Genomic DNA, 26,259 nt, shown 5'->3' with positions numbered 1-26,259 from the left:
GCGGTCGTGCCGACGATTCCGCCGGCAGCGACTCCTGCCGCGCCCCAGCCGACCGCTCTGAGGAACGCTCTCCGTGTCGAAGTTCGCGCCATGGCTTTCACATCGGACTCCTCACTGGCCGCTCGGGGGGACGAGCACCGTTATTCCGGCCAGTTCGTCAGCGCCCAGATCCCACGGTGTGGTGTCCCGCCCCGACAGCCGCAGCTGCGGACGGCTCTGCCCGTCGATGTCGCCGGGGGTTCCGGTGGGAGCGCCGATCGCGGTGGCGGAACACGCCGAGATGCTCGCCGGTACCGGGGTGTTGGAGCAGCGCACGCCGCGGTCGATCGCCGGCGAGGTGACCTGGAGGTGGTAGTCACCGGTCAGTCCGACCGGCGGGTCCTGCCCGGTGATCGTCACCGCCGCGGTCTGCGGGTCCAGCCGCGACCCGGACACGGTCAACTCGTTGACGAACGGCGTCACGAACAGCGGGTTCTCGCCGATCCGGTTCGCCTGGCCACCAGGCAGTGCCCGCAGCGCGCCGTCCGGTCCCAGGATCTGGCCGTTGGTGAGCGTGGAGTACCGGGCTGTGAACGTGTCGGCGTTGTTGGTCGTTCCGCGCACCTCGAAGTCGATGAACCCTCGGTCGACCAGGGTGGCTCCCGGGCCGGGCTGGCTCAGGGTGAACGCGTCGTTGTTCCAGAAGATGTTGTTGAACAGCGCCACCGGGTTGGAGAAGCGCGGCGAACCGGCGGGCAGCGTCGCCTGGAACAGCGGGTCGTTCGCCTCGGAGGCCAGGCCGGCGGAGTGCGGGTTGCCGTCCGAGTCCTCCGACGATCCGGTGGAGACGTTGTTGGCCACGGTGTTGTTGACGATCGAAACGTTCGACGAGTCGTCCAGCGTGATGGCCCCGCCGACGTCCGCCGCCCCGTTGTTGTTGATCATGTTGTTGCGGATGTTGATCCGCGCGGTGAGGGCGTCGAGCACGAACATCCCGCCGCCGTCGTCGCCGGAGTAGTTGCTCTGGACCAGGTTGCGGTCGACGTCCACCGTCCCGGTCCCGTCTCCCAGCGCGGCCGGCGAGCCCACCGGCAGCTCGGTCTCGATGGCGATGCCGGCGCCGGAGTCGACGGAGTCGTTGTAGTAGATCTGGTTGTCGTGGATCCTGCCGCCGGGGCTGAGGCCGATGTGGGAGACGCCGGCTCCGTAGTTCACGCTGAAGTTCGAGCAGATTATGTTGCTCGCCAGCTCGTACCCGTTGGAGCCGTAGAACAGCCCCACGGCGCCGGCCTGGGTCAGGCCGCCGTTGCCGGTCAGCCGGTTGTTGGCGATCCGCACGTTGTAGTTGTGGTTGACCCGCGCGCCGGTTCCGCGCGGCCCGGCGTCGTACGGCTGGCCGAGCGCGATCCCACCGGCGACGATCCCGCCGTTGTTCTCCAGCACGTTGTTGGTCAGCTGCATGTTGTTGGCGGAGGCCTGCAGCTGGATGCCGCCCGCCCCGTCGCCCTGACCGGTGGTCAGGCCCAGGCCGTCGATGCGGGCCCGGTTGAACGCCGCGGTGAGGCCGGTGCCGATGTCGTACGCCGTCGCAGTCTTCGCCAGCACGGTGATGTCCGCGCCGCGCAGCACCGGGTGGTTGCCGACCAGGCCGTTGTTCGTCACTCCCGCGTAGGGCGAGTTCGCGCTGATCGTCGCGTCGTAGTCCGATGCGTTCTGCTGGAAGTACCGGCCGTCGATGACGGTGCCGGGGACGTTGAACCGCGCGTCCTCGGGGTCGCGGGCCTGCAGCTCGTGGGCGCCGATGATGCCGCCGGGGCCCCGTCCCTGCAGCTTGAGCGGCTTCCACAGCAGCACGTTCTCGTTGTAGACGCCGGGCGAGAGCACGAGCAGGCTACCCGGGACGGCGCTGTTGATCGCGTTCTGCAGGGCGTGCACTCCGCCGTTTCCGGTGGCCGGCGGTGGCGGTGGCACGTTCACCACGGTCGGCGTGTAGGTGACGACGTCCGTGCCGGAGCCGTTGCTGCCCAGCACGTGCAGCGTGATGCCGTTGACGCTCGACACGCCACCGTTCGCGTCCGCCGTCGTGATCGTCAGCTGCTTCGGCCCGGGCCGGAAGGTGGAGCTGAGCGCCGGCACGTTCAGCACGATGTTGTCGGGCGTGGAGCCGCTGCCCGGGGTCCAGCTGACGATGCCGCCGTTGGCCCGGGTCAGGGTCTGCACCTGGCCGGTGCGGCCGTCGGCCAGTGTCGCCCGGACGCCGGTCGTGCCCGTGGCCGTGCCGGGTGCGCCGATGAAGTCGGCCTGGACGGTGATCTGCCGGCTGCCGGCGGCCGGCACGACCGGGGTGGAGATCTGCAGCAGCTCGGGCCGTGCCGGGACGGCGGGGTCCTCGCATGCGGTGCCGGAGATCGGGTCCAGCGGCAGGTCGAGCTGCGTGGTCAGGCCGGGCCACGCCTCGGCCGGCGTAGTGGCGACAAGCAGGTTCGGGTTGAAGTTGGTGTTCGGGTGTTCCTTGGTCCCGGGGTCGTCGACCTTGACCAGGTACATGCCGGGGCACGGGCCCTGTGGGATCGGGCAGTTGAACGTCTCGGTGGAGGGCACGAGCACCTCGAACGAGCCGTCGGCGCTGGTGGTCACGGTCGTCAACAGCCGCCAGGTGTTCGCGTCGTACGGCTGGTTGACGTTCGGCACGGTGTCCACCCGGGCGTAGATGCCGACCGGAATGCCGGCGATCGGCCGCGGCTCGCCGTACCACGGGGACAGCTTGTTGCGCTCGAAGTAGATGTCGTTGAAGACCTGTCCGACCAGGCGGCCGGGCAGCTGCACGTCGCCGGTCCGGTGGTCAGCGGCGTTCGTGCCGTTGGGGTCGGTCCGGAAGTTCGTCATGAGGAAGAAGTCGGCGTTGGCGTTCTGGCCGTTCTCGAGAACGACCAGGCGCTTGTCGCACATCGGCCGGGACGTGCTGGTGGCCTGGTTCCCGGTGTAGTAAACGCTCCGGGGGGTCAGCGTCGACTGGTCGATGACGTGGCTGTCGCCGGCGCACGGCGGCGGTGGGATCTGCGGAGCGAACTGGTTGCCGAGGTCGACGTTGACGTCTTCCTCCCGGACGATGTGGTACAGGCATCCCTGGCCGCCGCCGGGGACGGCGCCCTTCGGGTTGCTGATCCGCTGGGTGGCGCCCGACGGGTTGCAGGCACGGGTGTCTGACGCGTCCTTCGGCATGACCACATGGGTGATGTACGTGCCGGCCACGAGCGGGTGATCGGACGGATCCGAGCCGTCCGTGCACAGGTCCGTTCCCAGGTTCAGGCCGCTCGGGCAGTAGTCGGCGAAGGCGTAGCCGCCGTCGAAGGCCCCGTCCTTGGTCTGCTCGCCGGTCAGCGGCACCTCGAGGCAGTTCGGCCCGATCTTGGGGTTGAACTGGGCGGTGATGTCCGCGCCGCTGATGTCCCGGATGGGGTTGCAGCTCTGCGTGAAGTTGTTGCCGTCGGGCTGCGGGTCCTGGCTGGCGTTTGGCTGCTGCCAGTGGTCGGTGACGTACCGGTTGAGGACCACGTCGTCGGCCGTGTTCGGCTGGCGGTCGGGCCCGGGGCCTTCGAGCAGAACGGTGACGTTGGGAATGCCCGGCTCGTAGTCCTCGGCGGCTTGGAACCGCGCGTCGAACTCGTTGCGCGTGGTGGCGTTGAAGGTGATGCCGACGATCTGGCCGGGCGTACCGGCGGGGTAGTCGCGCTTGCCGAAGTCGACCGTCGCGCGGTGTCCCTCGAGCAGGAGCTGGTTGTGCAGCAGACCGCCACCCTGGTTGGTCGGCACGCACGGGTTGGCCGGTACGGCCGGGGGCGCCACGCTGCAGGACGGGGTGACCGCTCCGGTGTGCTCGTCGTGCACGGAGGGGCCGGGGTAGGCGGTGAAGCGGGCGAAGCCCTGCTCGTTGACGATCCACCGGCCGAGTGGGCCGCCCTCCGCCGTCGGGTACTCGTAGTGCCCACGGGCGTCGGTGAACGTCGCTTCCTTGATGGAGCCGTCCCGCCACCGCTGGTCCACGTCGGTGGTCGGGATCGGCGCGTCGAGGCCCGCGTCGTACTTGCCGTTGTTGTTCAGGTCCTTGTAGACGTGCCCGTCCAGCCAGCCGAACCAGCGGGACACACCCAGGCCGACCTCACCGTCGTCGCCGGTGTCGTTGACGTCGACGGTCTGTCCTGCGCCCACGGTGAGGGGTTTGAAGCGCATGATGTAGCTGAGCTGCTCATCCCAGACCGACAGGTTGTAGGTCCCCGCTGGGACGTGCGGGATGTCGAAGTTACCGTCCTCGTCGCCCCGGCCGATGTAGACGGTCTGGTCGGTGGTGCTGTCGGACAGCGCGACGAACGGGTTCTCCACCGGCTCGTTGTAGGTTCCGGTCGTGTAGGGCGCCCATTCCGCCCAGTTGCGCGCCCTGCCCGTGATCTCGCCCGTGCCGCTGGTGGCGAACGGGGTGGGAGAGCACACGAAGCCGAACCAGTACGCGGTGCGGTTGTTCGGCGGTTCCCACAACTGCTCGCCCGGAGCGCCGGTGCCGTCGCTGCCCTCCTCGACGGGGGCCAGCAGCTGCAGCCCACCGTCGATGGTCGTGGTCTGGTACCACCGGCTGTCAGGGTCGCTGTTGCAGGGCTGGTCCGGCGGATGCACGTCGATGAAGTACGTCGCCGGCCCGAGGTCGTCGAGCTGGGTGAACCCGGTGTCGTCGGTCAGGCAGTTCCCGCCGCAGAGCGGATTGTTGTTGTAGTCGACGGTGACCGCGTTGCCGGTCTGCTCCTCGAGCCCGACCTTGAAGCCCTCCAGACCCGCCTCTTCGGTGTCCGGAGCGCCGTTGGCCCACGTGTTGTCCTCGAACACGAAGACCCGGATCTTCCCCAGCGGCAGCGGGTGGTCCTCGCTCTGCTCGGTCAGGTCGATCCGCGCGGTCAGCGTTCCGTCAGTAGCGGCATCGATGGGCAGCGTGATGTGCTTGCCCCACATCTTGTGATCCAGCGAGCGGACCGAGATCAGGTAACGTCCCGCGGGCAGCTTGACCGTCGGACGGCTCTGGTCGCCTTCGGCCACGATCGGACTGTTGCTCTCGGTGTTCAGGACGAGCGGATCGCTGGCCAGCTTGGTGTTGTCCGCGTTGATGATGTACGTGAAGTTCGCCAGCTGCCCGGCGGCCGGGTTGTCCCGAGCGGTCGCGAAGTCGCGCGCGTCCACGGTGACCGTGCAGCCCCCGGCCGGACACGCGGTGGCCGCCAGCGCCGACGAGGCGCCGGTGAATCCCATCACCGGTGGGAGAAGAGCGGCGACCATGAGGACGACCGTCGACGGTGCGATCACGCGGCGAGGTCGCCGGAATCGCCGGCGTACCGCAGGGAGAAGGATTGGCCCCGACCGTGGATCGACTCGGCCCGGACGGCGATTGTCCGGGGTCGCAGCCGATCCACGGCTCGAAGGCCGTGGACACCACGTCTTCCATGCTGTCCGCAGCGCGCTCGTCATCGTCGCCCTCGACCGATCTGGTCGCATCGGCTCCACCTCCCGGCGCGACGCTCGGCACGGATCCCCAGATCAGGGCACAGGTCGTGCGTCACACTGATGATGGAGCCCGGAGGTCGGCCCGCGGCGTTCGTGACAGGTTTGTCATCTGGCTGTCATGCCGGAGGTCCGTCGGCCCGGATCTCGCGCAGTTGTCCTGCGCCGGGCGTTCGGGCCGCCTCAACCGCCTGGGGCGGAACCCCGCTGCTGGGGCGCGGGCGCCGCATCCGTAGGCGCCTGCTGCGCGACGAAGCGTGGGAAGACCATTGAGATCCTCGTACCTACGTCGGGCTCGCTCTCCACCCGCAGCGAACCGCCCCACGAACCGACGACGGCTCTTACGATCGCCAAGCCGAGTCCCGTGCCGGAGTACATGCCCGGGGGGGCCGGTGACGCACCAGCGTTGCTCAGCGCCTCGACCTGCTCCGGATACATTCCCTTGCCCGAGTCGGCGACCACCATGGTCCAGCTGTTTCGCGTGCCGATTCCTTCGACCTCGATCCGGTCACCGGTTTCGGTGAACTTGACCGCATTGTCAAGAAGGCAGTCGAGAGCCATCTCCAGACGGTCCTGATTGATCGACGCCATCTCGACCGTGGAGCACACGCCCCACTGGCGATCCGCAGCGGGCCGCCACCGCCGCACGATGCCAGCCAGCAGCAGGTCGACGTCTCGCATCTCGCGGACGTACGGCCCGTCCAACTGCATGAGGGTCACCAGCCGGTGGGTTATGCCGGCCAGCCGATCCAACTCCTCCAGCACGATTCTAGTGTCCTCCCGGATCACGGGATCGGAAGTGGCAGCAGACACCAGCTCGGTGTGCCCACGGGCGATCGTGATCGGGGTTCGCAATTCATGTGACGCAAGCCGTACGAAGCGGTCCTGGGACTCGGCGCGCCGGCGCTCGACATCGGCAAGTCGGGCGACCTCGGCCACCATCTGCTGGCGTCGCCGCACATGCCAGACCATGACGCCGAACACCGCAGCCATCAGTGGCACCTCGGTGACTTCCTCCCACCCGATGGCGGCCGCGGCGGCATGGTGGACGAGGATGTATCCCGTGGTGAGCGTGACGGCGGCGAGCACGACGACCATGACAACCGGGCGCCAGGTGGTCAGTCCGTACACGACCGACAGCCCGATCCACACGAGATGGAAGGGAACTGTCTCCTTTCCGGGTAAGACGTACATCAGGCAGCTGTTGACCATCGCCGTGGCGGCCCAGGCGGCGAGGAGAAGGCGGTCATTCCGCGATGAATCGATACCCGACATTGCGTACTGTCTCCACCCGCTCGGGGGTGTCCAGCTTTGCTCTGAGCCGGCGAACGTACACGTCGACCACGTTGCTGCCTGGGTCGAACAGTAGCCCCCAGACGTCGGCCAACAACTCAGCCCGGCTGCACGCCTGCCCGGCCCGCTCCATCAGGTGCTGAAGCAGAAGGAACTCCCGCAGCGACAGCTCGACCGGCCGGCCGGCCACCGAGGCGCGGCGCAGCCGAAGATCCAGGCGGACCGGCCCCACGGACAGGGAACGCTGCGCCGGACCGGGGGCGGGGCCGCGCATCCTCGCCCGTACCCGGGCCACCAGCTCCGCCACCGCGAACGGCTTGACGAGAAAGTCGGCCGCTCCCGCCTCCAGGCAGGCGACCCTGATGCCGATCTCCGGCACCGCGGACACGACGAAGACCCGTTGGTCGGGGCGGGAGCCAACGAGCCGGTCGAGGATCTCGACACCGCTGATGCCCGGCAACATCAGATCCAGCACCACAAGATCGAACTCGGTGGCGAGGGCCGCGTCCAGACCGTCCCGCCCGGTTCCGGCCCGCTCGACGACGTGCCCGTCGTCACGCAGCGCCCGCGACACGAGCCGAGCTATTCGGTCGTCGTCCTCCACGACAAGTACCAGCCCCACCGGACACCTCCGTCGGCGCTCGCAACATAACCGCCCTACCCTGGGTAGCCAAGACTTCTGTCGTAAGTCAGGCGCGGGTTGCGCCAATACCGGCACGGTCCACCGCTGCAGCGCCCGAGGGGCGGCGTGGGCTGCGGGTACGCGGTCGCGATCTCGGCAGGGCGCGCCGAAGGGCACGCCGCCCACGATTACCCCGTTGCCATCGACCGGTTGCCGTCGACGCGGAAGCACCCCGGTCGAGCACGTGCCCTCGTTTACTGGGTCGCAGCGGCTTGGGCGGCGCGTTACCTCGGGGGCCGCCGGGAGATACTCGCGAGCGGGGTGGAGTTGCCCGCCGTGCGTCGCGGCCGGCGTGCCGCAAGGCTTGCGCGCCTGTAGACGCTGACCTGCGTTGAACGCACCGAGGCCCCGCTCCCGGGTCGGCACGGGGCGATGCGCGGGCCACGAGAGCGGGGTCGGGTAGTGCGATCAGCGCTACTCAGGGGTAGCAGACACCCCCGTCGTCGAAGTGGCTCTTGCCGCCGCTGGCGTCACGGGCGTTAAGGGCGCCCGTGGGCTTGTTCTGCGGGTTGATCTTGGCCGGCCCAAACTTGCCAAGATGAGGTTCTACCTGGCCCGTGCGGACGCAGTCATGCCCGTAGTTGAGGCCGGGGCTGGCCTGGGCGGGTGCCGCGAAGCCGATTACGGCAATCCCGCCCGCCGCCAACGCGGCTGCAAGTCTCCGCATGGTTCCCCCGTTCTGCTGCCTTCGGCCGGGCCTGGTCGGCCCAGGGAAGCCTGGGCAGCAGCTATAAGTTATGGGTTCACTACGTTGTGTATCGGGGTTATGCCGAGTTTGGGGTGAAGCGCAAGGGGACGGGCCACGCCCATCGCCTCGGGACCACCACGCCGTGGTGGTGGAGATGCGGTCCGTCGCGCCGCGGCACGACAGAGGTCACGCGTAGCCGACGAGTGTCGCCGAACTGCTCACGGACAGCTACTAAGTCCTGGCGTCGAATAGCCTGGCCACCTTGGTGACCCGGCCGTGCGAGCTCGAACCGTACGTCACGCTAACGCTGCGTAGTGCAACGTCATTGCCGAGACAACCATCGGCAAGCGGGGAGCTGCAGGGGCGGCCGAACGACGGCGAAGTGGTGGCGCGAGGCTCCCTACCTCTTCCGTAACCGCTCAGGCAACGGCCTCGTGTGCACGACGGCCAGCTCACGGTTCTGCCGGGTGAGTGCCGTGTAGAGCGGCCCCTGACGGCCGAGGTCCTGCGGGAAGTCGGCGGGTTCGACCACGACGACGCCATCGAACTCCAACCCAGGGGCGGTGTCCGGGTGGGCCACCGTCACCTCGCGGCCCGAGTCGACGCCGCGGGCGGCGAACCAGCCGACGGCGTTGCGTAACACCTCGATAGCCGTGGCGGCTTTCTCGTCGTCACGGATCTCGGCGTAGGCGACCCGGGAGTGATCATCGACGACGGTGTGCACGAACGCCGTACCCATCTGAGGTTCGTAGACGCCGTTACGTGCCCCGGTCCGCCGTGCGGTGGCCTGGCGGTTGCGCCCGCCCTTGCTGGCGGCCGACGAAACGCCACCCGCCGCCGTCGGGGATGTTGCCGTACTTGGTGACATCCACCTGCAGCATCGCGCCCGGATGCGGGTGTTCGTAGCGGCGGATCGGTTCCCCGGTGACCCGGTCGATGTGTGACAGCCGGTGGAGTCGGCAACGCGTCAGCACCGCGTGCACGGTCGAGGCCGGCATGCCCAGGCGGCCGCCGATCTGCACGGGTCCGAGGCGCTGTTTCCACCGCAGGTGCACGATCTTGCGTACCAGCGGACGCGTGGTCCGGGCCGGGCTGCGGTGCGGCCGCCACAAAGGTCCTGCATGCCCTCGGCGCCCTGCTGCCGGTATCGCTGCGCCCAGCGGTTCGCGGTCGGCCAGGACACGTCATAGCGTTCGGCTGCTCGGGCGACCGACCAGCCCTCATCCACGATCAGACGCGCCAGGCGCACACGTGCGCGAGGGGTCAGGGCAGCGTTAGCGTGGGACACGAAGGCCTCCTGGTTGGCGGAGCGGTTCCTAGACAGCTCCACTCCACAACCGGAGGCCTTCACCTATTTCAAGATCCCAGCCGTGTCACCAACGTCCATGGACAGAACACCTAGTTGCTGCCCTGGTCGTGAGGGACGGTGACGGTGACCGTGCAGCCGACCGGCCGTCCGATCTCGTCGTGACCGTCATACGTGAGGTGGTACACCCGGTCCCCGCCATTCCCGGCGCGTTCGGCCCGTAGCTTGCCACTCGCGTCCGGCGTGCCGACGGCGAAGCCACTCACGTCCGCGGCCTCACCACCGGTCACGCCGGTCAGGGTGAACGCGTTCGGGCCGAGGACGCCGTCGTGCAGGTCGACTGTGACGTTGACGTCGACCAGCTCATGGTTCGGCGGCCACAGGACCGGCCGGTCCACGGCACAGTCGAGCTGCCGTACCGGCAACGGGTTCGCCAGGGTGGCGGTGGCGTGTCCGATGGTCGCGGTGAGCCGGCCGCCAGCTTCGTAGTACATGTGCGCGGTCTGCCCGTCGAAGTAGAACGTCGGCGCGGCCGAGCGGCCGAGGTCGGGCGCGGCGGTCATCGAGTCGTGCACGGTGCCGAGGTGGATCTCCTGGTCGAAGTCCTGCCCGACGTCCACCGCGTGCATGTTGCCGTCGGCGGCGTGGTAGATCACCAGGTTGCGGTCGTTCCAGCGCAGGAAGAACGGCCCCGAGGCGTTCGGGCCTTCGATGCCCTGCGGGGTCACGATCGGTTCGGGTTGCATGGTCCAGGTCCGCGCGTCGTTGGAGACCGCCCAGCGGATCCGCCGCGACACGGGCCCGGTCGGTCCGGGCAGTGCAGCGGTCGGATTGTCCATGAAGAGCATCAGGTACCGGGTGCCCAGGCGGGGCACGGACTGCTCGAACACCCGGGCGTAGGCGGTCTCGCCACCGGTCGTGTCGTTCCGGCTGACCGCCGTCCCGCCGTAGCTGAAGTGGATGCCGTCGTCGGAGGTGGCGTACCGGGTGATGGAGTTCTCGCCGTGGAAGTAGAGGAAGAGCTTGCCCTCGCCCTCGATCCACACCGCGTGCGGCGAGGAGATGTGGCTGACCGTCGCGTAGTACGGCAGCCAGGTGTTGCTGATCAGGGGGTTGGCGACGTACTCCGTCCACGGACCGTTGATCGAGTCGGAGTACGCGAGGGCGATCCCGCCGGGACGCTCGTGCGGCGCGTAGTACAGGTAGTAGGCGCCGAGTGGGTTGGGGAAGTAGTCGGCGGCCCGGATGACGCTCGGGAAGATGAACTCGTTCGTCGGGTTGTAGGCGAGGGTTCCCTTGTCGAACGCGGTGCCCTGGTAGGTGAACTGGGGGAAGTCGAACTGGGGTTCGGCGGCTGCCGGCCGGGCGCCGGCTACTGCGGCGACGAGCAGGCCGGCACTGGCGGCCGCCAGGACAGCGCGTCGGGACGACGGGGCGGATGGTCTCGTCATGCGGCTTCCTCTTCGGTCGGTCGGATCGGCGGCACGAACGGCGCGGCGCGGCGCGGCGCGGCGCGGTGTGACGCTCAGTAAGAACACAGGGGACACCGATCGGCTGGCAGCCCTTGGCACCACCCGAGCTAATACGTATTAGCATCTATGTTTCTCGAATATTGCGCGCCCGGCGGCGACTCTGTCAAGAGCCGGCTCGCGGCCCGGGCCAGACAGCGACCCGCCGCGAACCTGGACGGCTAATGCGCATTACTCCAGCAAGTTCACCGTGCCGAAATCTTGCGTCCACCCCTTGACACACGCCGGGCCACCGGCCAAGCTCCTTCCCAACGCCGACCGCTAATACGCATTAGCAACACCGGAAGGACCCGACGTGACCGCTCCCCCCAGACGTGTCACCCAGCGTGACATCGCGCGGATGGCCGGCGTCAGTCAGGCGACGGTGTCGCTGGTGCTCAACAATCGGACCGACGCCGACGTCCGCATCGCCCCGGAGACCCGGGACCGCGTGTTGCGGGTCATCGCCGAGACCGGCTACGCCGCCGACCCCGTGGCCCGCCGCCTCGCCTCGCGGTTCAACCGGATCATCGGCGTCTTCACGTACGAGCCCGCATTTCCCAGCGGCAGCCGGGACTTCTTCCACCCGTTCCTGCTCGGCATCGAGGAGTACGCCGAGCGGGTCGGCTGCGACCTGCTGCTGCTCACCAGCGCACCGGTGATGGACGGCCGGCGACGCATCTTCCACCAGGACAACCGGCTACGCCTGGCCGACGGGTGCATCCTGCTCGGGCGCGAGATCGACGGCGCGGAGCTGCACCGGCTCAACCGTGACGGATATCCGTACGTCGCCGTCGGGCGCCGCGACGACGCCGGCGGGCCGGTCCCCTACGTCGGCGCCGACTACGCCTCGGCGGTGGCCCAGCTCGTCGAGACGGCGCTGCGGCACGGTCACCGCCGCCTGACGTACGTCAGCATGGGCACCACCGCGGAATCCTCCGAAGACCGGCTCCGTGGGTTCCACGCCGCCGCCGCGACCGCGGAGAGCGCCGGGCAGATGTCGGCAGTGGCCGCGGAGGCCGAAGCAACCGTCGACACCCTGCTGGCCGACGGGACCACCGTCGTCTTCGTGGAGGACTTCGCCACGGCGGTCGCGCTGGAGTCGGCCACCCGTCGGCGTGGCCTGACCGTGCCCGGCGACCTGTCGATCGTGACCCTCGGCGACCCGACGGCCCCGGTCCCCACCGACATCGCGTTCACCGGGTTCCGCATCCCCCGCGAGGAGATGGGCCGACAGTCGGTCGAGGTGCTGACGGGCGTCATCGATGGCAGCGCGGCCGGCGTCCAGCAGCGACTTCTCCCCTGCGAACTCGTCGAGGGCGTCACCCTCGGCACCCCCGATCCGGCGGTCGACCGGCGCTGAGCGGTCGGCCGCGCAACTGGAAGGAAACACGTGGTACTCATGCGTACGGACGTCCTCGTCGTCGGGGGCGGACTGGGCGGCGTCGCCGCGGCGCTCGCCGCGGCCCGGGCCGGCCGGTCCGTCATCCTGACCGAGGAGTTCGACTGGCTCGGCGGGCAACTCACCAGCCAGGCCGTCCCGCCGGACGAACACTCCTGGATCGAGCAGTTCGGCGCCACCGCCAGCTACCGGGCGCTGCGCAACGGCATCCGCGACTACTACCGTCGCCACTACCCGTTGACCGAACGGACCCGGGCCTGGACCGACCTCAACCCCGGTGCGGGTTGGGTGAGCCGGCTCTGCCACGAGCCGCGGGTAGCCGTCGCCGTCCTCGAACAGATGCTCGCCCCGTACCTCGGTTCGGGCCGGCTGCGTGTGCTGCAGCCGTACCGGCCGGTCGCTGCGGAGACCGACGGGGACCGGGTGACCGGCGTGACGCTGGCGCACCGCGACCGGGACGAGCGGATCGACGTGGTCGCGCCGTACGTCCTGGACGCCACCGAGACCGGCGAGTTGCTGCCGCTGACGGGCACCGAGTACGTCACCGGGTTCGAGTCGCAGGCGGACACCGGTGAGCCGAGCGCCCCGGCCGAGGCCCAGCCGATGAACATGCAGGCGGTGTCCGTCTGCTTCGCCCTCGACCACGTCGACGGCGACCACACCATCGACCGTCCCGCGGGGTACGACTTCTGGCGCGACTACAAGCCCGACTTCTGGGGTGACCGCCTGCTGTCCTGGAAGTCGCCGCACCCGCGCACGTTGGAGATCGTCGAGCGCAGCTTCACCCCCAACCCGGACGACGACCCGCTGAGCGTCAACGCCGATCAACGCGTCAACCCGGGCGATGGCAACCTGTGGACGTTTCGGCGGATCGCCGCACGGCGCAACTTCACCGACGGCGCGTACGGCAGCGACATCACCCTGGTCAACTGGCCAATGATCGACTACTTCGAGGGTCCGGTCATCGACGTGCCGAACGCGTCGTGGCACCTGACCAAGGCCCGCGAGCTGTCGTACTCGGTGCTCTACTGGCTGCAGACGGAGGCGCCCCGGCCGGACGGCGGCACCGGCTTCCCGGGCCTGCGGCTGCGCGGCGACGTGACCGGCAGCTCGGACGGCCTGGCCCAGGCCCCGTACATCCGCGAGTCCCGCCGGATCCGGGCCGAGTACACCGTGGTCGAGCAGGACCTGTCCCTGGCGGTCCGGGGCGACCACGGCGCGGTCAGCTACCCGGACGCGGTGGGCGTCGGCATGTACCGGATCGACCTGCACCCGTCGACCGGTGGTGACAACTACATCGACGTCGGCTCCTGCCCGTTCGAGATCCCGCTCGGCGCGCTGATCCCGAGCCGGATGGAGAACCTGCTGCCGGCCGGCAAGAACATCGGCACCACCCACGTCACCAACGGCAGCTACCGGCTGCACCCGGTCGAGTGGAACGTCGGCGAGGTCGCCGGCCTGCTCGCCGACTTCTGTCTGGCGCGGGGCGAGTCCCCGCGTGCGGTCCGCAACACCCCCCGTCTGCTGGCCGACTTCCAGGACCGCCTGACCGCGGCCGGCGTGGAACAGCGCTGGCCGCAGATCGCGGGCTACTGAAAACACCCCCGGTGAGGAGAAGATTGTGAGAGCAGGAAAGGCCCTGCGCGGCGTCGCCGTCGCATTGACCGGTGCGCTCGCCCTGACCGCCTGCGGCGGCGGTGGCGAGGCCGACGACAGCGGTCCGGCGAAGCTGCGGATGACCGTCTGGTCGGCCAACGAGGCGCACCTCAAGCTGTTCAACGAGATCGCCGACGAGTACCGCAAGAGCCACCCGGACGTGGCCGAGATCAAGTTCGACCCGCTGCCGTTCGACACCTACACCACGACCCTGACCACCCAGATCGCGGGCGGGAACGCGCCCGACCTCGCGTGGGTGTTCGAGAACTCCGCCCCCGACTTCGTCTCCTCGGGCGCGTTGCTGCCCCTCGACGACACGCTCAAGAAGGCCGAGGGTTACCAGTACGAGGACATCTCCCCCGCCACCCTCAAGCTCTGGCAGAACGACGGGAAGCTGTACGCGTACCCCTTCTCCACCTCGCCGTTCGGGGTCTTCGTCAACACCGACCTGCTCACGAAGGCCAAGCAGAAGACCCCGGCCGAGCTGATCGCGGCCGGTCAGTGGACCTGGGACAACGCTCTGGCCACCGCCGCGGCGACCGCGGCGAATTCCGGCAAAGCCGGCCTGGTCATTCGGGACTTCGACTACAAGGGCTGGGACAACCTGTCCACCTTCTGGACCGGGTGGGGAGCCCAGGCATGGAGCGAGGACGGCAAGGCCTGCGGCTTCAACAGCCCGGAGATGGTCGACGCGATGACCTCCCTGCACAAGGCCACCTTCACCCAGAAGGCGCTGCCCGGCCCGGGCACGACCGCCGACTTCTTCGCCGGTGACTCGGCCATGACGATCACCCAGATCTCCCGCGCTTCGCTGCTGAAGGACGGCGGCTTCGGGTGGGACCTGGTGCCGCTGCCGGCCGGGCCGAAGGGGAACTACGCGGTGGTCGGCCAGGCCGGCCTCGGGGTGATGAAGAAGAGCCCGCACGCCAAGCAGGCGGCTGACTTCCTGGCCTTCTTCACCAACCCCACGAACTCGGCCAAGCTCGCCCAGTTCTTCCCGGCGCCCCGACAGTCGCAGCTGACCGCCGAGACGCTCGCCAAGACGAACCCGAAGCTCAAGCCGGAGCAGCTGCAGAAGGTCGTCATCGACGGCATCACCAACGGCGTGGTCAAGCCCAGCCACTCCGGACAGGCCGAGCTGAGCCAGCAGGTCCGCGCCGGCCTCGACCCGCTGTGGCAGCCGAACGCGGACGTCAAGGCCGTACTCGACGGCGTCTGCGCCAAGATCCAGCCGCTGCTGGCGAAGTAAGGCCAACGATCATGACCCAGACGGACACCAGGGTGGGCTCGGCTGTTGCCGGGCCCGCCCCGGGCCCGGCCCGGCCGTTCTGGACCAGCCGCCGCCGGGACCAGCTCACCGGTTACCTGTTCATCGCCCCGCAACTGCTCGGCAGCGCCGTCTTCGTGATCCTGCCGCTGATTCTCGTGCTCTGGTACAGCCTGCACGAGTGGAACGTGCTCGCCGGGACCTTCGACTTCGTCGGCACCGACAACTACACGGCTCTCGCCGATGATCCCAACCTCGGCGCGGTGCTGCGCGCCACCGGGCTCTTCTCGGTCGGCCTGGTGGTGCTCAACCTCAGCCTGGCACTGCTGCTGGCCGTCCTGCTGAACCAGAGGCTGCGGGGCACGATCGTGTTCCGCACGCTGTTCTTCTCCCCGGTGGTGGTCTCGCTGGTGGCCTGGACCATCGTCTGGGGCTTCCTGCTTCAGGACAACGGCGGGATCAACGGGCTGCTCGACACCGTCGGCGTGGACGGGCCGAACTGGCTGCGCGGCGAGGGCACCGCGATGGTGTCCGTGATCGTCGTGCAGGTGTTCAAGAACGTCGGCCTGAACATGGTGCTGTTCCTGGCCGCCCTGCAGGGCGTGCCGGCCGAGCTGTACGAGGCCGCGGAAGTCGACGGGGCGAGCCGGATGCGCCAGTTCTGGCTGATCACCGTACCGCTGATCAGCCCGACGATCCTGCTGACCTCGATCATCACCGTGGTCGGGTCGCTGCAGGTCTTCGCGCAGATCGCGGTGCTCACCCAGGGCGGACCCGGCACATCGACGACGGTGCTCGTCTACTACCTGTACCAGCAGGCCTTCCAGTTCCATCACTTCGGCTACGGCGCCACGCTGTCGATCGTGCTGTTCGCCATCGTGCTCGCCCTCACTGTGCTGCAGTGGCAGATGCGCAAGAGGTGGGTCTTCCATGAATCGTGACCTGTCCCGGCGGACCAAGCTGGTGCTCTACGGTGTGCTGCTGGTCCTGGCGATCCCGTTCGTCTTCCCGACCTGGTGGATGGTCACCTCGTCGCTGAAGCCGGTGGCGGACATCTTCGCCTTCCCGCCGCAGCTCCTGCCGACCAACCCGCGGTTCGACGCCTACCAGCGGGTGTTCGAGTTGCAGCCGTTCGGGCAGCAGTACCTGAACAGCCTCTACATCGCGCTGGTCGTCACGGTCGGCACCATGGCCGTTGCGGCGCTGGCCGGGTACGCCTTCGCGCGCATCCGGTTCCGCGGCCAGAACGTGCTGTTCCTCGTCGTCCTCGCGGGCCTGCTCATTCCGAGCGAGGTGACGATCGTGCCGCTGTTCCAGATGTTCTTCAAACTCGGCCTGGTCAACACCCACTGGCCGCTGATCCTGGTGCCGATCTTCGGCGCGCCGAGCGTCCTGGCGACGTTCATCATGCGGCAGTTCTTCATCAGCCTCCCCGGTGAGCTGGAGGAGGCGGCCCGGGTCGACGGGCTGGGCCGCTTCGCCACCTTCTGGCGGATCGCCCTGCCGCTGTCGCGGCCGGCACTGGGCGCGGTGGCCATCTTCACCTTCCTGCACAGCTGGAACCTCTACCTGGAACCGATCGTGTTCCTCTCCTCTCCGGAGAAGTTCACCCTGCCCCAGGCGCTCACCCAGTTCGTCGACGCGTACGGCGGCCCCATGTGGGACGTCCAGATGGCCGCGGCGTCGATGACGGCGCTGCCCGTCCTGGTGGTCTTCGTCATCGCACAGAAGCAATTCGTCGAGGGCCTCGCGCACACCGGCCTCAAGGGATGACGACACCGATCGTCGGCATCGACATCGGCGGCACCAAGACGGCGGCCGCGCTGGTCGACCGGGCCGGACGAGTGCTGGAGCGCCGCGAGGTGCCCACGCCCGCCCGGTCCGGGCCGGGGGCCGTGCTGGACGCCGCCGCCCGGCTGGCCACCGACCTGCTCGGCGCGGCCGCCGGGCCGGTGGGGGTGGGCACCGCCGGCACGGTCGACCCCGCAACCGGCGGCATCCGGTACGCCACCGACAGCCTGCCCGGCTGGGCAGGCACCCCGGTCGCCGACGCGCTGGCCGCCCGGCTGGGTCGACCCGTGCGGGTCACCAACGACGTGAACGCCGCCGCGCTGGGCGAGTGCTGGGCCGGCGCCGGACGGGACCGCGCTCATGTGCTGCTGGTGGCCGTCGGCACCGGGCTGGGCGGGGCGGTCGTCCGCAACGGCCACGTCGAGGCCGGTGCGCGCGGCGCCGCCGGCGAGGTCGGACATCTGCCGGCCCCGGGCGCCGACCTACTGCGGTGCGGGTGTGGCCGGTACGGGCATCTGGAGGCGATCGCCTCCGGCAGCGGGCTGGCCGCCGCGTACGCCATCGAGACCGGCACCCACGTCACCGGGCGGGCCGTGGCGGACCGCGCCGCAGCCGGGGACGGGGTCGCCCAGCGGGTCGTGGAGCGGGCCGGAACGGCCCTCGGCGCGGCCCTGGCGGGGTTGGTGGCCCTGCTCGATCCGGAAGCTGTCCTGGTGGCCGGCGGAGCGGCCGGTCCCCTGCTGCCCACCGCGTCGGCCGCCTACTCGGCCGAGTTGCCCGCGGGCTGGGCCGACGTTCCGCTGCTGTCCGCCACGTTGGGCGCTGACGCGGTCGTGGTCGGCGCGGCCCGACTGGCCATCGACACACAGGAGTGAGCGGTGCTGACACACGCCGGCACTCGGATCAGTGAAAGGACCAGCGGGTGAGCGTGCTTGACGACCTGGCCGGCGGGCTGGTGGTGTCCTGCCAACCGCTGCCCGACGATCCTGACGACCCGATGCGGGACCCGTACGTCCAGGCCCGGGTGGCGGCCGCGGTGGTACGCGGCGGCGCGGTGGCGGTCCGGGTCAACGGACCGGACGACGTCAGAGCGGTACGCGCCGCCGTCGACGTTCCGGTGATCGGGTTGTACAAGCACGGCACCGAGGACGTCTTCATCACCCCGACCGCGGCCCACGCGCTCGAGGTGGCGCTGAGCGGGGCGGACATCATCGCGATCGACGCCACCGACCGCCCCCGACCGGACGGATGCCCCTTCGCCGACACGGTCCGGGTGATCCGCGAACGGACCGACGCACTGGTCCTGGCCGACGTCTCCACCACGGCTGAGGGCGTCGCCGCCGTCGAGGCCGGCGCGGACGCCGTCGCCACCACGCTGTCCGGCTACACCCCGGCCAGCCCACCGACTGACGGGCCCGACCTCGGGCTCGTGGAGCGACTCGTCGCACTGCTGTCCGTGCCGGTGATCGCCGAAGGGCGGTACCGCACCACGGAACAGATCCGCCGGGCCTTCGAGGCGGGTGCGCACGCGGTGGTGATGGGCAACGCCGTCACCTCACCGCTGTGGATCACCCGCCGGCTCGTGCCGGCCGTCCCCCGCGCGGCGAGCGCCCCGAGAAAGAAGGAGTGACCATGAGAAGACGTACCCTGCTGGCCACCGGCGTGGCCGGGCTGACCACCGTGGCCATCGGCCGACCCGCATTCGCCGGGCCCGCCAACCGGCGGCTGACCGTGGCACTGGTCCCGCTGGACGACCGGCCGGTCAACACCTACGCCCCGCAGATGACCGCGGCGAGCGCCGGCGCCCAGGTGCAGCTGCCGCCACGGGAACTGCTGGGCCGCTTCTTCAACCCGGGCGACGGGGCCGCCATCGCCCGCTGGCTCGGCACCACCAACGGCGTCGACGGGTACGTGATCTCGGTCAGCATGCTCGCCTACGGCGGCCTGATCGCCTCCCGCACCGCCGCCCCAACCCTGGCGGCCGCCCTGGAGAACCTGGCCGCGATCCGAAACCTGCGCTCGACCCGGCCGGGGGCGGTGATCGAGGTGCACGACACCATCCAGCGCCTCGCCATCACCAGCACGGGCACCGAGCTGGACCAGTACCGCGACCTGCTGGTCAGCTGGGCGAAGCTCTACGACCAGGTGGTGAACCTCGGGCAGGAGGAGCTGCGGGCCCAGCTCGACGCCGTCCGGGCGCGAATCCCCGACCAGGTCGTTGAGGACTATCTCGCCGCTCGGGCCCGCAACCACCAGGTCAACCGGCTGATGGTCGAGTGGGTCGCCGACGGCACCATCAGCCACCTCGTGCTCTCCGAGGACGACACCGCGCCGGTCGGCCTGGCCCGAGCCGAGCGGGTGGAACTGGAGGCGCTTGTCGCTCAACTCGGCGTCGACGACCGGGTGGAGATCTTCCCCGGCGCCGACGAGGTCGACGCGTTGCTGGTCGCGCGGGTGATCGCGGCCGGCACGGCGCCCACCTACCGCGTGGAGTACGCCGGCGTCTCCGGCGAGGACTGGACCGCTCAACTGGAGGGCATCCCGTTCGCGGAGAACATCCGCCGGCACGTGGCCGCCGTGGGGGGACGGGTCGTCAGCGGCGACACGGACATCGTGCTCGCCGTGAACACCCCCTCGTCGGCACCCGGGCAGCGGGCCGCTGACCTGGACGCCTTCGTCGCGCGGATCGGCAAGCTGCTGGCTGCCGGCACCCCGGTCATCGTGGTGGACCCGCTCATCGTGAACAAGGCGGACCACGAACTGGTCGCGCGGATGGAGAGCGGCCTGGATCTCGCGGCGCTGCTGTCGTACTCGGGATGGAACACCGGCGGCAACGCACTCGGCCTGGCGCTCGGCCACGGCACCGCCCGGTGGGCGTACCTTCGCTCCTCCGGCAGCGGATTCGGTGTGCCCGAACTGCGCGGGCCCGGCCAGGCGCACGCCGAGTACCTGCTCTACCGGCTCGTCAAGGACGACCCGTGGAAGAACATCGTGCAGGTCGAGGCGTACGCGCACGCACGGGCGCAGGGCTGGGACCCGCTCGCGCTCACCCCCGAGCAGAAGACCTACTTCGACGGCTGGGTGAGCGAACGGCTGGTGCCGCTGACCGAGCGGTACTTCGCCGACCACTTCGCCGGGCACCGCATCGTGCTGGGCCAGCGAGGCGCGAAGACGTTCACGGCGACCCTGGCTCGCTTCGAGTCGGCGCGTGTCGAGCTGCCGTGGGACCGACTCTTCGAGGTGATCCTCGAGCCTCGGCTGCGACTGTCCTGACCGGACGGCCGGTCGCGCCGGGGGTTGACCCGCCGGCGCGACCGGTCCGGTGCCGTCGTCAGCCCGCGCGCTCGCGGTGCTGGCGCGCCTAGTGGTGCGGGCGGTTCGGGTCCGTCGCCGTCCCCCGTGCCGTCCGTCCCGGCCGCCCGGGTGTGCCCGTCGGCCGGCGTCAGGGCGTCGCTTCGATGATGCGCAGGTCGGGGTCGGCGCCGTCGCCGAGCGCCCGCAGCGCCTCCTGGTAGGCGGGTGTCTCGTGGGCGGCGAGCGCCGCGCCGACGCTGACGCCGCTTTGCGCTCAGGAGGGCACAGCAGCCCGTGTGGCGTCGAGGACCCGGCGTACCTCGTCGCCGTCCGTGGCCTCGCGCCCGTCGCGCCGCACCGGTGCCCGCAGGTGCACCTCCCGCGCGCCGGTCTCCGCGAGCACCTGCCGGACGTTGTGCGACCGGATGCCGCCGCCGGCGATGACCCGCAACCGGTCGACGGCCCGATGCCGCAGCGCGGCGATCCGTGGGGCACCGGCCAGCGCGCTCGGCGCCCCGCCCGAGGTGAGCACCGCGTCGGCCCCGAGGTCGATGAGTTCCTCGATCGCCCTCAGCTGGTCGCCGACCTCGTCGAAGGCCTTGTGCACCGTCACCGGCAGCGGTCCCGCAGCCTCGATCAGGCGCCGCAGCACGGCCAGGTCGAGGCCGCCCGCGGCGGTGAGGGCAACGGCTCGCCGGCCTGTCCGTTCCCGACGGCTGGGGCGCACCGGCCCTCGGTGACCACGACCACGACGAGGGTGGAGTGGCCTCGACACCTTGACGATGCCCGTCCGGCGCGAGTGGATTGGGCGTACACGGCCGGCGGGCAGCGAAGCCGCGGCCGTCCAAGGGACAGGATCTACACGACACTCCTCTCGAAGGAGACGCGGGACGGCTGGACCACCTTCAGACGCTAGACCTGAACCGCGTGCAGGCGGAGACCGATACACGCAACGTGGCATCTGCCCGCGTGCTGGAGAAGCTCGGGTTCGTGCGTGAAGGGACGTTGCGCGAAGACTGCGTCGTGAACGGCGAGGTCTCGGACTCGTGGGTCTACGGGCTGATCAGGCGAGAGTGGCCGACGAGGAAGGGACACGGTACGGACATGACGCTTCCCTCGCGCGGGCGGCCATACTGACCGTGCGGGCCGGGGCCCGACCACGAAGGAGGTGACCGCTGTGCCGATCGGTCGGCTCCACCATCTGATCGTCGACTGCCTGGATCCGACGGTCGAGGCGCGTTTCTGGAGCGCGGTCCTCGGCGACCCGATCACCTACGCGGACGAGGACTTCGCCGTCGTGTCGGCCAGCACGTCGGCGTCCGGGCTGGCGTTTCAGCGCGCCGCCGACCTGACGCAGCCGACGTGGCCGGAGCCGGCGGTGCCGCAGCAGATGCACCTCGACGTGATGGTTGACGATCAGGCCGCGGCAGGCGAGGCAGTGCTCGCGCTGGGTGCGCGGCGGTTGCCCGGCGAGCACGTGTACGCCGATCCGGCCGGCCACCCGTTCTGCCTGATCAGACGCCCCACCTGGGCGCCGCCCGTGAACTGAGCTCAGCCCTGGCTGTTACGGCTGGTAGAACTTGCACCGGCTGCACGGCAGCCTGGGCCACCGCAGTCCCGCCGACAACGAGGCCGCCCTGGCGGCCTGACCACCACACCGGTGGTGTCCGCCGCAGCGGAACGAGTCAGACCACAGGAGTGTCACAACGTATGGACGGAACCGCAGGCAGCCCGTGGGCGGTAACCGGTCTGGATCCACTGGCCGGACTGGTGTTGGAGCACCTGGTATCCGTGCCGTCGGCGGACGCCACCGAGGTGGCGGCCGCTGTCGGGGTGTCCTCGGCGGAGGCGGAACGAGCACTGCGGCACCTGGCGGACTCCGCACTGGCGCTGCAGATCGACGGCACGACACCGCGATGGGCGGCCGGCCCCCCACGGTCATCGCTCAGCGCCCTGCTGGCCCGGCGGCGGGCCGAACTGGCCCGTGTTGACGGCATCGTGGAGCGGCTTCACGAGGTGTACGAGGCGGTGTCCGGGCCGCGCGCTGCGCACCTGGTGGAGGTGCTGGAGCGCGAGGACGAGGTGCCGGCGCGCTACGGTCAGCTGCTGAAGGGGAGTTCGGTCGAGGTACTGCATCTGGCCAAGCCGCCGTATGTGACGGCCGCGCAGCCGTCCGTCGGGGAGTCGGGCGTGGCGCCCGGGGTGCGGATGCGGTCGGTGTACGAGACGGAGGGCTTCACCGACGCGGTGTCGCTCACGACGGCGCTGCGCGGGACGGGTCAGGGCGGGGAACTGCGGCTGGCGGCACGGCTGCCGGTGAAGTTGGTGGTGTTCGACCGGGCGGCGGCTCTGCTGCCGGTGCGCGGGGACCGCCCGGCGGCGGGTTCCTTGGTGGTGCACCCCCCCGCGCTGGTGGTGGCGCTGGTGGCGCTGTTCGAGAGCGTGTGGGAGCGCGCCGAGCCGGTGTCGCTGGCGAGCCGACATGACGGGCCGGCTCCGAAGGGCGGTCCGGCGACCGAGGGGCCGGACGGGCGAACACGGGAGATCCTGCACATGATGGCGACCGGGATGAAGGACGAGGCGATCGCCCGCGTGCTCCAGGTGAGCCGCCGTACGGTGCAGAAACATGTCAGCGAGGCGGGTTCCCTGCTCGGCGCCCGGACCCGGTTCCAGATCGCGCTGCTGGCGGCGGAGCGGGGGTGGCTCAAGGGCCCGGTGGGGAATTGACCAGGCCATGTCCTGAACGCGACGCCGCGCCGGGACCGCCCTGAGGGGTCCCGGCGCTTCGTCGTGGAGCGCGCCTCCTAGTAGGGGCTCACTTGCAGGACTTGGCTCCCTTCGCGTACGCCAGGCCGAAACCGCCGGCCGACGAGTCCATGAAGATCACCTCGCGCCCCGTGCCCGCCGTCGCGAACATCTGGGCGCCCGGGCTGCACGACGCCGGGCCGACGTACTTTCCGTTGAGCGTGTACTGCTTGAGCTTCGGATTGAGCGAGTTGTCCGGGTAGCCGCCGGTCGAGAGCCAGAGGTCCGCGGGGGCCTCCTCGGTAACCGTGAGGGTCGTGTCGGACAGCGTGAGGACGTCGGCGCGGATCGCCTGCGGGGAGTTCTCCTCGAAGAGCAGGTGGCTGGTGCCGGTGGCGAAGTCGAACAGCCGCACGGAGTCGTTGAACGTCCCCTGGCTCCACTCGCCGTCGACGTACCTGCCGTAGTCGCGGTTGATCACCCAGGCGACGCCGGTGGCGGACACCTGGGGGTAACTCATCGTCTCGGCACCAGGGTCACCGCCGGCGAAGGTCGTCTTCCCCGTCGCGATGTCGTACACCTCGACGCCCAGCGACCACCAGTTGCCGTTGGCGTCGGGCTGCGGGTAGTCCTCGTACCGGACGTAGGAGATCTTCCCGTTCTTGACGCTCGGCGCCGTCGCGTTCCCGAGCCAGTCGGGGTGGGCGAGGGTGTGGACGGTCCGCGAGCTGCCCTGCAGGTAGCGCACGACGTCGCGGTAGCCCTGCTCCGGGTCGTACTGGCTCCACGTGACGACGGTGCCGTCGAAGCTCAGGCCGTCGATCCGGTACGGGGAGCTGTAGAGCTCCTCGACCTGGCCGCCGCCGACTGGCGCCGACAGGATGTGGTCGACCTCCCACGTCGGGGAGTCGGGGTCCGCCTCGATCGACAGCCACACGACCCGCTTGCCATCGGTGTGCGGGAAGCTGTGCATGTTCCCGTCGTCCGGGGAGATCCGGTACGGCGCGACCTTGCCGTCAATGCGGCCCATCCAGATCGACGGCGGCTGGGTGTGGTTCGCGTCCGAGCGCGGCACGGTGAACCAGCCGCCGGCCATGCTCGCAGTCATGTCGACGTACATCCCGGTGTTGAGCCGGTCGACGAGGAGGTCGGTCTTCTTGCCGTAGAGGTTCGCCTTCCATCGCGCGGTGATCCCGCGCGAATCGAACGCCGCCCGCACCACCTTGAGGTCCTTCTGACTCAGGCCGGAGGACTTGGCGGAGGCGAGCACCGCCTCGCGGGCGTCGACGAAGTCGGACATCGGCGTGAGGTAGTCGGTGAGCGCCCGGTAGACGATCTTGTCGGCGACCGCGCCACCGAATGCCTGACGCAGGTCCCACAGCGCCCCGGACACGATCGTCGAGTTGAGGTGCACGCCGCCGTCGTCCATCTGCGGCGTGTCCATGAGGTGCTGGAAGTTCGCCGTGGTGGCGCCGTCGTCGAGGTTGCGCAGGGCGCACTTGGTGGGCGCCAGGGTGCGGCAGAGGTCGCCGCCGATCAGGCTCGCCTCGGGGTCGGACATGGGCGTGCCGGCCGCGTCGAGGTCGATGGCGTTGCCGAAGTAGTCGGCGATCGCCTCATTGAGCGCGCCGGGCTGGCCGGCATAGACGAGGTTGGCGGAGTTCTCCACCACACCGTGCGTCATCTCGTGGCCCACGACGTCCGGGTCGGCGGCCAGCGGCAGGTACTCGTCGTCGCCGCTGCCGTACACCATGCGGGTGCCGTCCCAGTACGCGTTGACGAACGGGTAGCCGCCGTAGGTAATGCCCACGATCGAGTTGATCGGCATGCCGTCATCGTCCAGGCTGTTGCGCCCGAGATTCGTCTGGAACCACTCGAACACCTTCGCGGCGTCCCAGGCCGCGTCCACGGCGCCGGCGTCGGTCAGGTCCGCGCCGAGTGTGCTCGACGGCGACGCGAACGGCCCCACGCCCTCGGGCAACTGGCCGTCGAGCAGCTCGTAGTAGTCCCGGCCCCGAGCGTCCCAGGTGGTGATCGGCACCGTCCGGCCGTCCGGGAGGGTGTGGGTCTGATCGATCATGAGGTAGGAGCTCGCGTCGTCGGTCCGGACGAGCGGGACCGGCACCGTGGCGCCGTGCAGGCTCCTGCCCTCGCCGACGACCGGCGTCGTGCCCTTGCGCGACGGGAGCGCCTTCGTAACGGCCCGCGGCGCGACGGCGGTCCCGCCGGCGGCCAGGGCGGCGGCCTGCTGCGCGGTGGCGAAGGGCTTGATCCGGCTGACGCTGAGCAGCGTCACGCCGTTCGTCGCACCCACGTACACGTCGCGGAGCACGGGCTGGCCCGTGACGACGTCCTTGCCCTTGACGAGCACGCGCCGGGCGAGCACGCCGGTGCCAGTCGGCATGACCACGAGACCCTGGTCGGTGCCGCTGAGATCGGCGTGGGCGGCGTCGGGCGTCGTGCCGGGCCGCGGGGCGCCGGCCACGACGGCCGCACCGGGGTGCAGGCTCTTGCGCACGTCCTCGACCGCTCGGGAGACCGCGATGTGCGCGGGCATCGGGGTGCTGGTCGTGTCGACGTCGAGGTCTGTGAAGTAGGTGCCCGACGTGCCGGTCACCGCCCGCTTGCCGGCCTTCTTCTCCATCCGCACCACGTACTGGGCGCCGAACACGGGCAGGCCCTTGTACTTCTGGTTCAGCCGGACCGTCTCCCGCGCGCCCTGCGTGTCGATGTTCGCGGTGGTGAGCGTGCCGGCCGGGTCGGCGATCCGGTAGCGGTCCTTGTGGCCCGCGAGGTGGGCCTTGGCGGCCTTGTCCGGTGCGATCGTGGCGTCGACCTGGTCGGCCAGGTCATCGACGAGCGCGGGGGCGTCCGTAGCGGGTGCCACGGTGGCCGGAACTGAAGCCTCCGCGGCGGTAGTCGTGCCCGTCGGCGACGGGGTCGCCGCGGTCGCGGCCTGGGCGGTGGTTCCGAGGAGGGCGGCCGTCGCCAGGACGGCGAGGGCGGGTGGTGCCTTGAGTCTGCGCATCTGTGCTCCTGCAAGGTGGTCCAGCGCCCGGCCGACTCCTTGCGGCACGGGGTTCGCTCACCCTCACCGCGGTGTCGCC

17 protein-coding genes and 2 pseudogenes are annotated in these 26,259 nt (G+C 70.0%); 11 read left to right on the top strand and 8 right to left on the bottom strand.

What is annotated here, in order from left to right:
* Window positions 1-111 precede the first annotated feature (111 nt).
* The 6 genes and pseudogenes from ACWD6N_RS11420 to ACWD6N_RS11395 all read right to left on the bottom strand — a co-directional run bounded on the left by ACWD6N_RS11420 (window position 112) and on the right by ACWD6N_RS11395 (window position 10,940).
* Entirely contained in the window at window positions 112-5,325 is a 5,214-nt protein-coding gene (locus ACWD6N_RS11420; RefSeq protein ID WP_387326405.1) for a hypothetical protein, read from the bottom strand.
* Window positions 5,326-5,703: 378 nt separating this feature from the next.
* Window positions 5,704-6,795: a sensor histidine kinase gene (locus ACWD6N_RS11415; RefSeq protein ID WP_354966841.1), complete on the bottom strand. Its 1,092-nt coding sequence runs from the start codon at window positions 6,793-6,795 to the stop codon at window positions 5,704-5,706.
* Window positions 6,767-7,435, bottom strand: coding sequence for a response regulator transcription factor (locus tag ACWD6N_RS11410; RefSeq protein WP_354966842.1), 669 nt, complete (start codon window positions 7,433-7,435; stop codon window positions 6,767-6,769). The genes ACWD6N_RS11415 and ACWD6N_RS11410 overlap by 29 nt, the downstream gene beginning before the upstream one ends.
* 478 nt (window positions 7,436-7,913) lie before the next feature.
* Complete coding sequence (locus ACWD6N_RS11405) at window positions 7,914-8,162, bottom strand: hypothetical protein (protein ID WP_354966843.1); 249 nt, start codon at window positions 8,160-8,162, stop codon at window positions 7,914-7,916.
* Window positions 8,163-8,784: 622 nt separating this feature from the next.
* A pseudogene (locus tag ACWD6N_RS11400) lies at window positions 8,785-9,471 on the bottom strand (helix-turn-helix domain-containing protein); the annotation flags it as partial.
* 110 nt (window positions 9,472-9,581) lie between these two features.
* Entirely contained in the window at window positions 9,582-10,940 is a 1,359-nt protein-coding gene (locus ACWD6N_RS11395; RefSeq protein ID WP_450004683.1) for a hypothetical protein, read from the bottom strand.
* Window positions 10,941-11,313: 373 nt separating this feature from the next.
* Between ACWD6N_RS11395 and ACWD6N_RS11390 the strand changes: the two genes are divergently transcribed.
* From ACWD6N_RS11390 to ACWD6N_RS11355, 8 genes are read left to right on the top strand one after another with little or no spacing between them, the layout of a single operon-like run.
* A complete protein-coding gene (locus ACWD6N_RS11390; protein ID WP_387326397.1) occupies window positions 11,314-12,360 on the top strand; it encodes a LacI family DNA-binding transcriptional regulator in 1,047 nt (348 codons plus the stop codon).
* Window positions 12,361-12,399: 39 nt separating this feature from the next.
* Window positions 12,400-13,995: an FAD-dependent oxidoreductase gene (locus ACWD6N_RS11385; RefSeq protein WP_387326394.1), complete on the top strand. Its 1,596-nt coding sequence runs from the start codon at window positions 12,400-12,402 to the stop codon at window positions 13,993-13,995.
* A gap of 25 nt (window positions 13,996-14,020) precedes the next feature.
* Window positions 14,021-15,304, top strand: a complete 1,284-nt coding sequence (locus ACWD6N_RS11380) for an ABC transporter substrate-binding protein (protein WP_387326391.1) — start codon at window positions 14,021-14,023, stop codon at window positions 15,302-15,304.
* Between the two features lie 11 nt (window positions 15,305-15,315).
* Window positions 15,316-16,263 (top strand): carbohydrate ABC transporter permease, encoded by a 948-nt coding sequence (locus ACWD6N_RS11375; protein ID WP_387326388.1) that lies wholly within the window; start codon window positions 15,316-15,318, stop codon window positions 16,261-16,263.
* Window positions 16,253-17,095, top strand: a complete 843-nt coding sequence (locus ACWD6N_RS11370) for a carbohydrate ABC transporter permease (RefSeq protein WP_354966849.1) — start codon at window positions 16,253-16,255, stop codon at window positions 17,093-17,095. Before ACWD6N_RS11375 ends, ACWD6N_RS11370 begins: the two co-directional genes overlap by 11 nt.
* Window positions 17,092-17,988, top strand: a complete 897-nt coding sequence (locus ACWD6N_RS11365; RefSeq protein ID WP_387326385.1) for an ROK family protein — start codon at window positions 17,092-17,094, stop codon at window positions 17,986-17,988. Before ACWD6N_RS11370 ends, ACWD6N_RS11365 begins: the two co-directional genes overlap by 4 nt.
* A 47-nt stretch (window positions 17,989-18,035) precedes the next feature.
* Window positions 18,036-18,743 (top strand): N-acetylmannosamine-6-phosphate 2-epimerase, encoded by a 708-nt coding sequence (locus tag ACWD6N_RS11360; protein WP_387326382.1) that lies wholly within the window; start codon window positions 18,036-18,038, stop codon window positions 18,741-18,743.
* A 2-nt stretch (window positions 18,744-18,745) separates the two neighbouring features.
* Complete coding sequence (locus ACWD6N_RS11355; protein WP_354966852.1) at window positions 18,746-20,386, top strand: DUF4127 family protein; 1,641 nt, start codon at window positions 18,746-18,748, stop codon at window positions 20,384-20,386.
* A 295-nt stretch (window positions 20,387-20,681) separates the two neighbouring features.
* On the opposite strand, the pseudogene ACWD6N_RS11350 reads toward ACWD6N_RS11355, so the two are convergent.
* Window positions 20,682-21,092: pseudogene (locus ACWD6N_RS11350) on the bottom strand (copper homeostasis protein CutC); the annotation flags it as partial.
* A 119-nt stretch (window positions 21,093-21,211) separates the two neighbouring features.
* On the opposite strand from ACWD6N_RS11350, the gene ACWD6N_RS11345 reads away from it, so the two are divergent.
* From ACWD6N_RS11345 to ACWD6N_RS11335, 3 genes are all read left to right on the top strand, one after another.
* Complete coding sequence (locus tag ACWD6N_RS11345; RefSeq protein ID WP_354966853.1) at window positions 21,212-21,544, top strand: GNAT family N-acetyltransferase; 333 nt, start codon at window positions 21,212-21,214, stop codon at window positions 21,542-21,544.
* Between the two features lie 31 nt (window positions 21,545-21,575).
* On the top strand, window positions 21,576-21,956 hold the full coding sequence (locus ACWD6N_RS11340) for a VOC family protein (RefSeq protein WP_354966854.1): 381 nt from the start codon (window positions 21,576-21,578) through the stop codon (window positions 21,954-21,956).
* Window positions 21,957-22,117: 161 nt separating this feature from the next.
* Window positions 22,118-23,134, top strand: a complete 1,017-nt coding sequence (locus tag ACWD6N_RS11335) for a helix-turn-helix transcriptional regulator (RefSeq protein WP_387326377.1) — start codon at window positions 22,118-22,120, stop codon at window positions 23,132-23,134.
* A gap of 88 nt (window positions 23,135-23,222) precedes the next feature.
* On the opposite strand, the gene ACWD6N_RS11330 is transcribed toward ACWD6N_RS11335, so the two are convergent.
* Window positions 23,223-26,180, bottom strand: a complete 2,958-nt coding sequence (locus tag ACWD6N_RS11330; protein ID WP_449936988.1) for a M4 family metallopeptidase — start codon at window positions 26,178-26,180, stop codon at window positions 23,223-23,225.
* Between the last annotated feature and the right edge of the window lie 79 nt (window positions 26,181-26,259).

Source organism: Micromonospora sp. NPDC005163 (genome assembly GCF_053599835.1).
The sequence above is the reverse complement of the archived record's forward strand: the minus strand, read 5'-3'. Positions and strand labels throughout refer to the sequence as shown.

Coding starts and splice junctions, on each gene's coding strand:
- ACWD6N_RS11415 (WP_354966841.1), bottom strand. CDS start 6,795: ATGTCGGGTATCGATTCATCGCGGAATGACCGCCTTCTCCTCGCCGCC.
- ACWD6N_RS11370 (WP_354966849.1), top strand. CDS start 16,253: ATGAATCGTGACCTGTCCCGGCGGACCAAGCTGGTGCTCTACGGTGTG.
- ACWD6N_RS11385 (WP_387326394.1), top strand. CDS start 12,400: ATGCGTACGGACGTCCTCGTCGTCGGGGGCGGACTGGGCGGCGTCGCC.
- ACWD6N_RS11335 (WP_387326377.1), top strand. CDS start 22,118: ATGGACGGAACCGCAGGCAGCCCGTGGGCGGTAACCGGTCTGGATCCA.
- ACWD6N_RS11330 (WP_449936988.1), bottom strand. CDS start 26,180: ATGCGCAGACTCAAGGCACCACCCGCCCTCGCCGTCCTGGCGACGGCC.
- ACWD6N_RS11365 (WP_387326385.1), top strand. CDS start 17,092: ATGACGACACCGATCGTCGGCATCGACATCGGCGGCACCAAGACGGCG.
- ACWD6N_RS11395 (WP_450004683.1), bottom strand. CDS start 10,940: ATGACGAGACCATCCGCCCCGTCGTCCCGACGCGCTGTCCTGGCGGCC.
- ACWD6N_RS11355 (WP_354966852.1), top strand. CDS start 18,746: ATGAGAAGACGTACCCTGCTGGCCACCGGCGTGGCCGGGCTGACCACC.
- ACWD6N_RS11375 (WP_387326388.1), top strand. CDS start 15,316: ATGACCCAGACGGACACCAGGGTGGGCTCGGCTGTTGCCGGGCCCGCC.
- ACWD6N_RS11405 (WP_354966843.1), bottom strand. CDS start 8,162: ATGCGGAGACTTGCAGCCGCGTTGGCGGCGGGCGGGATTGCCGTAATC.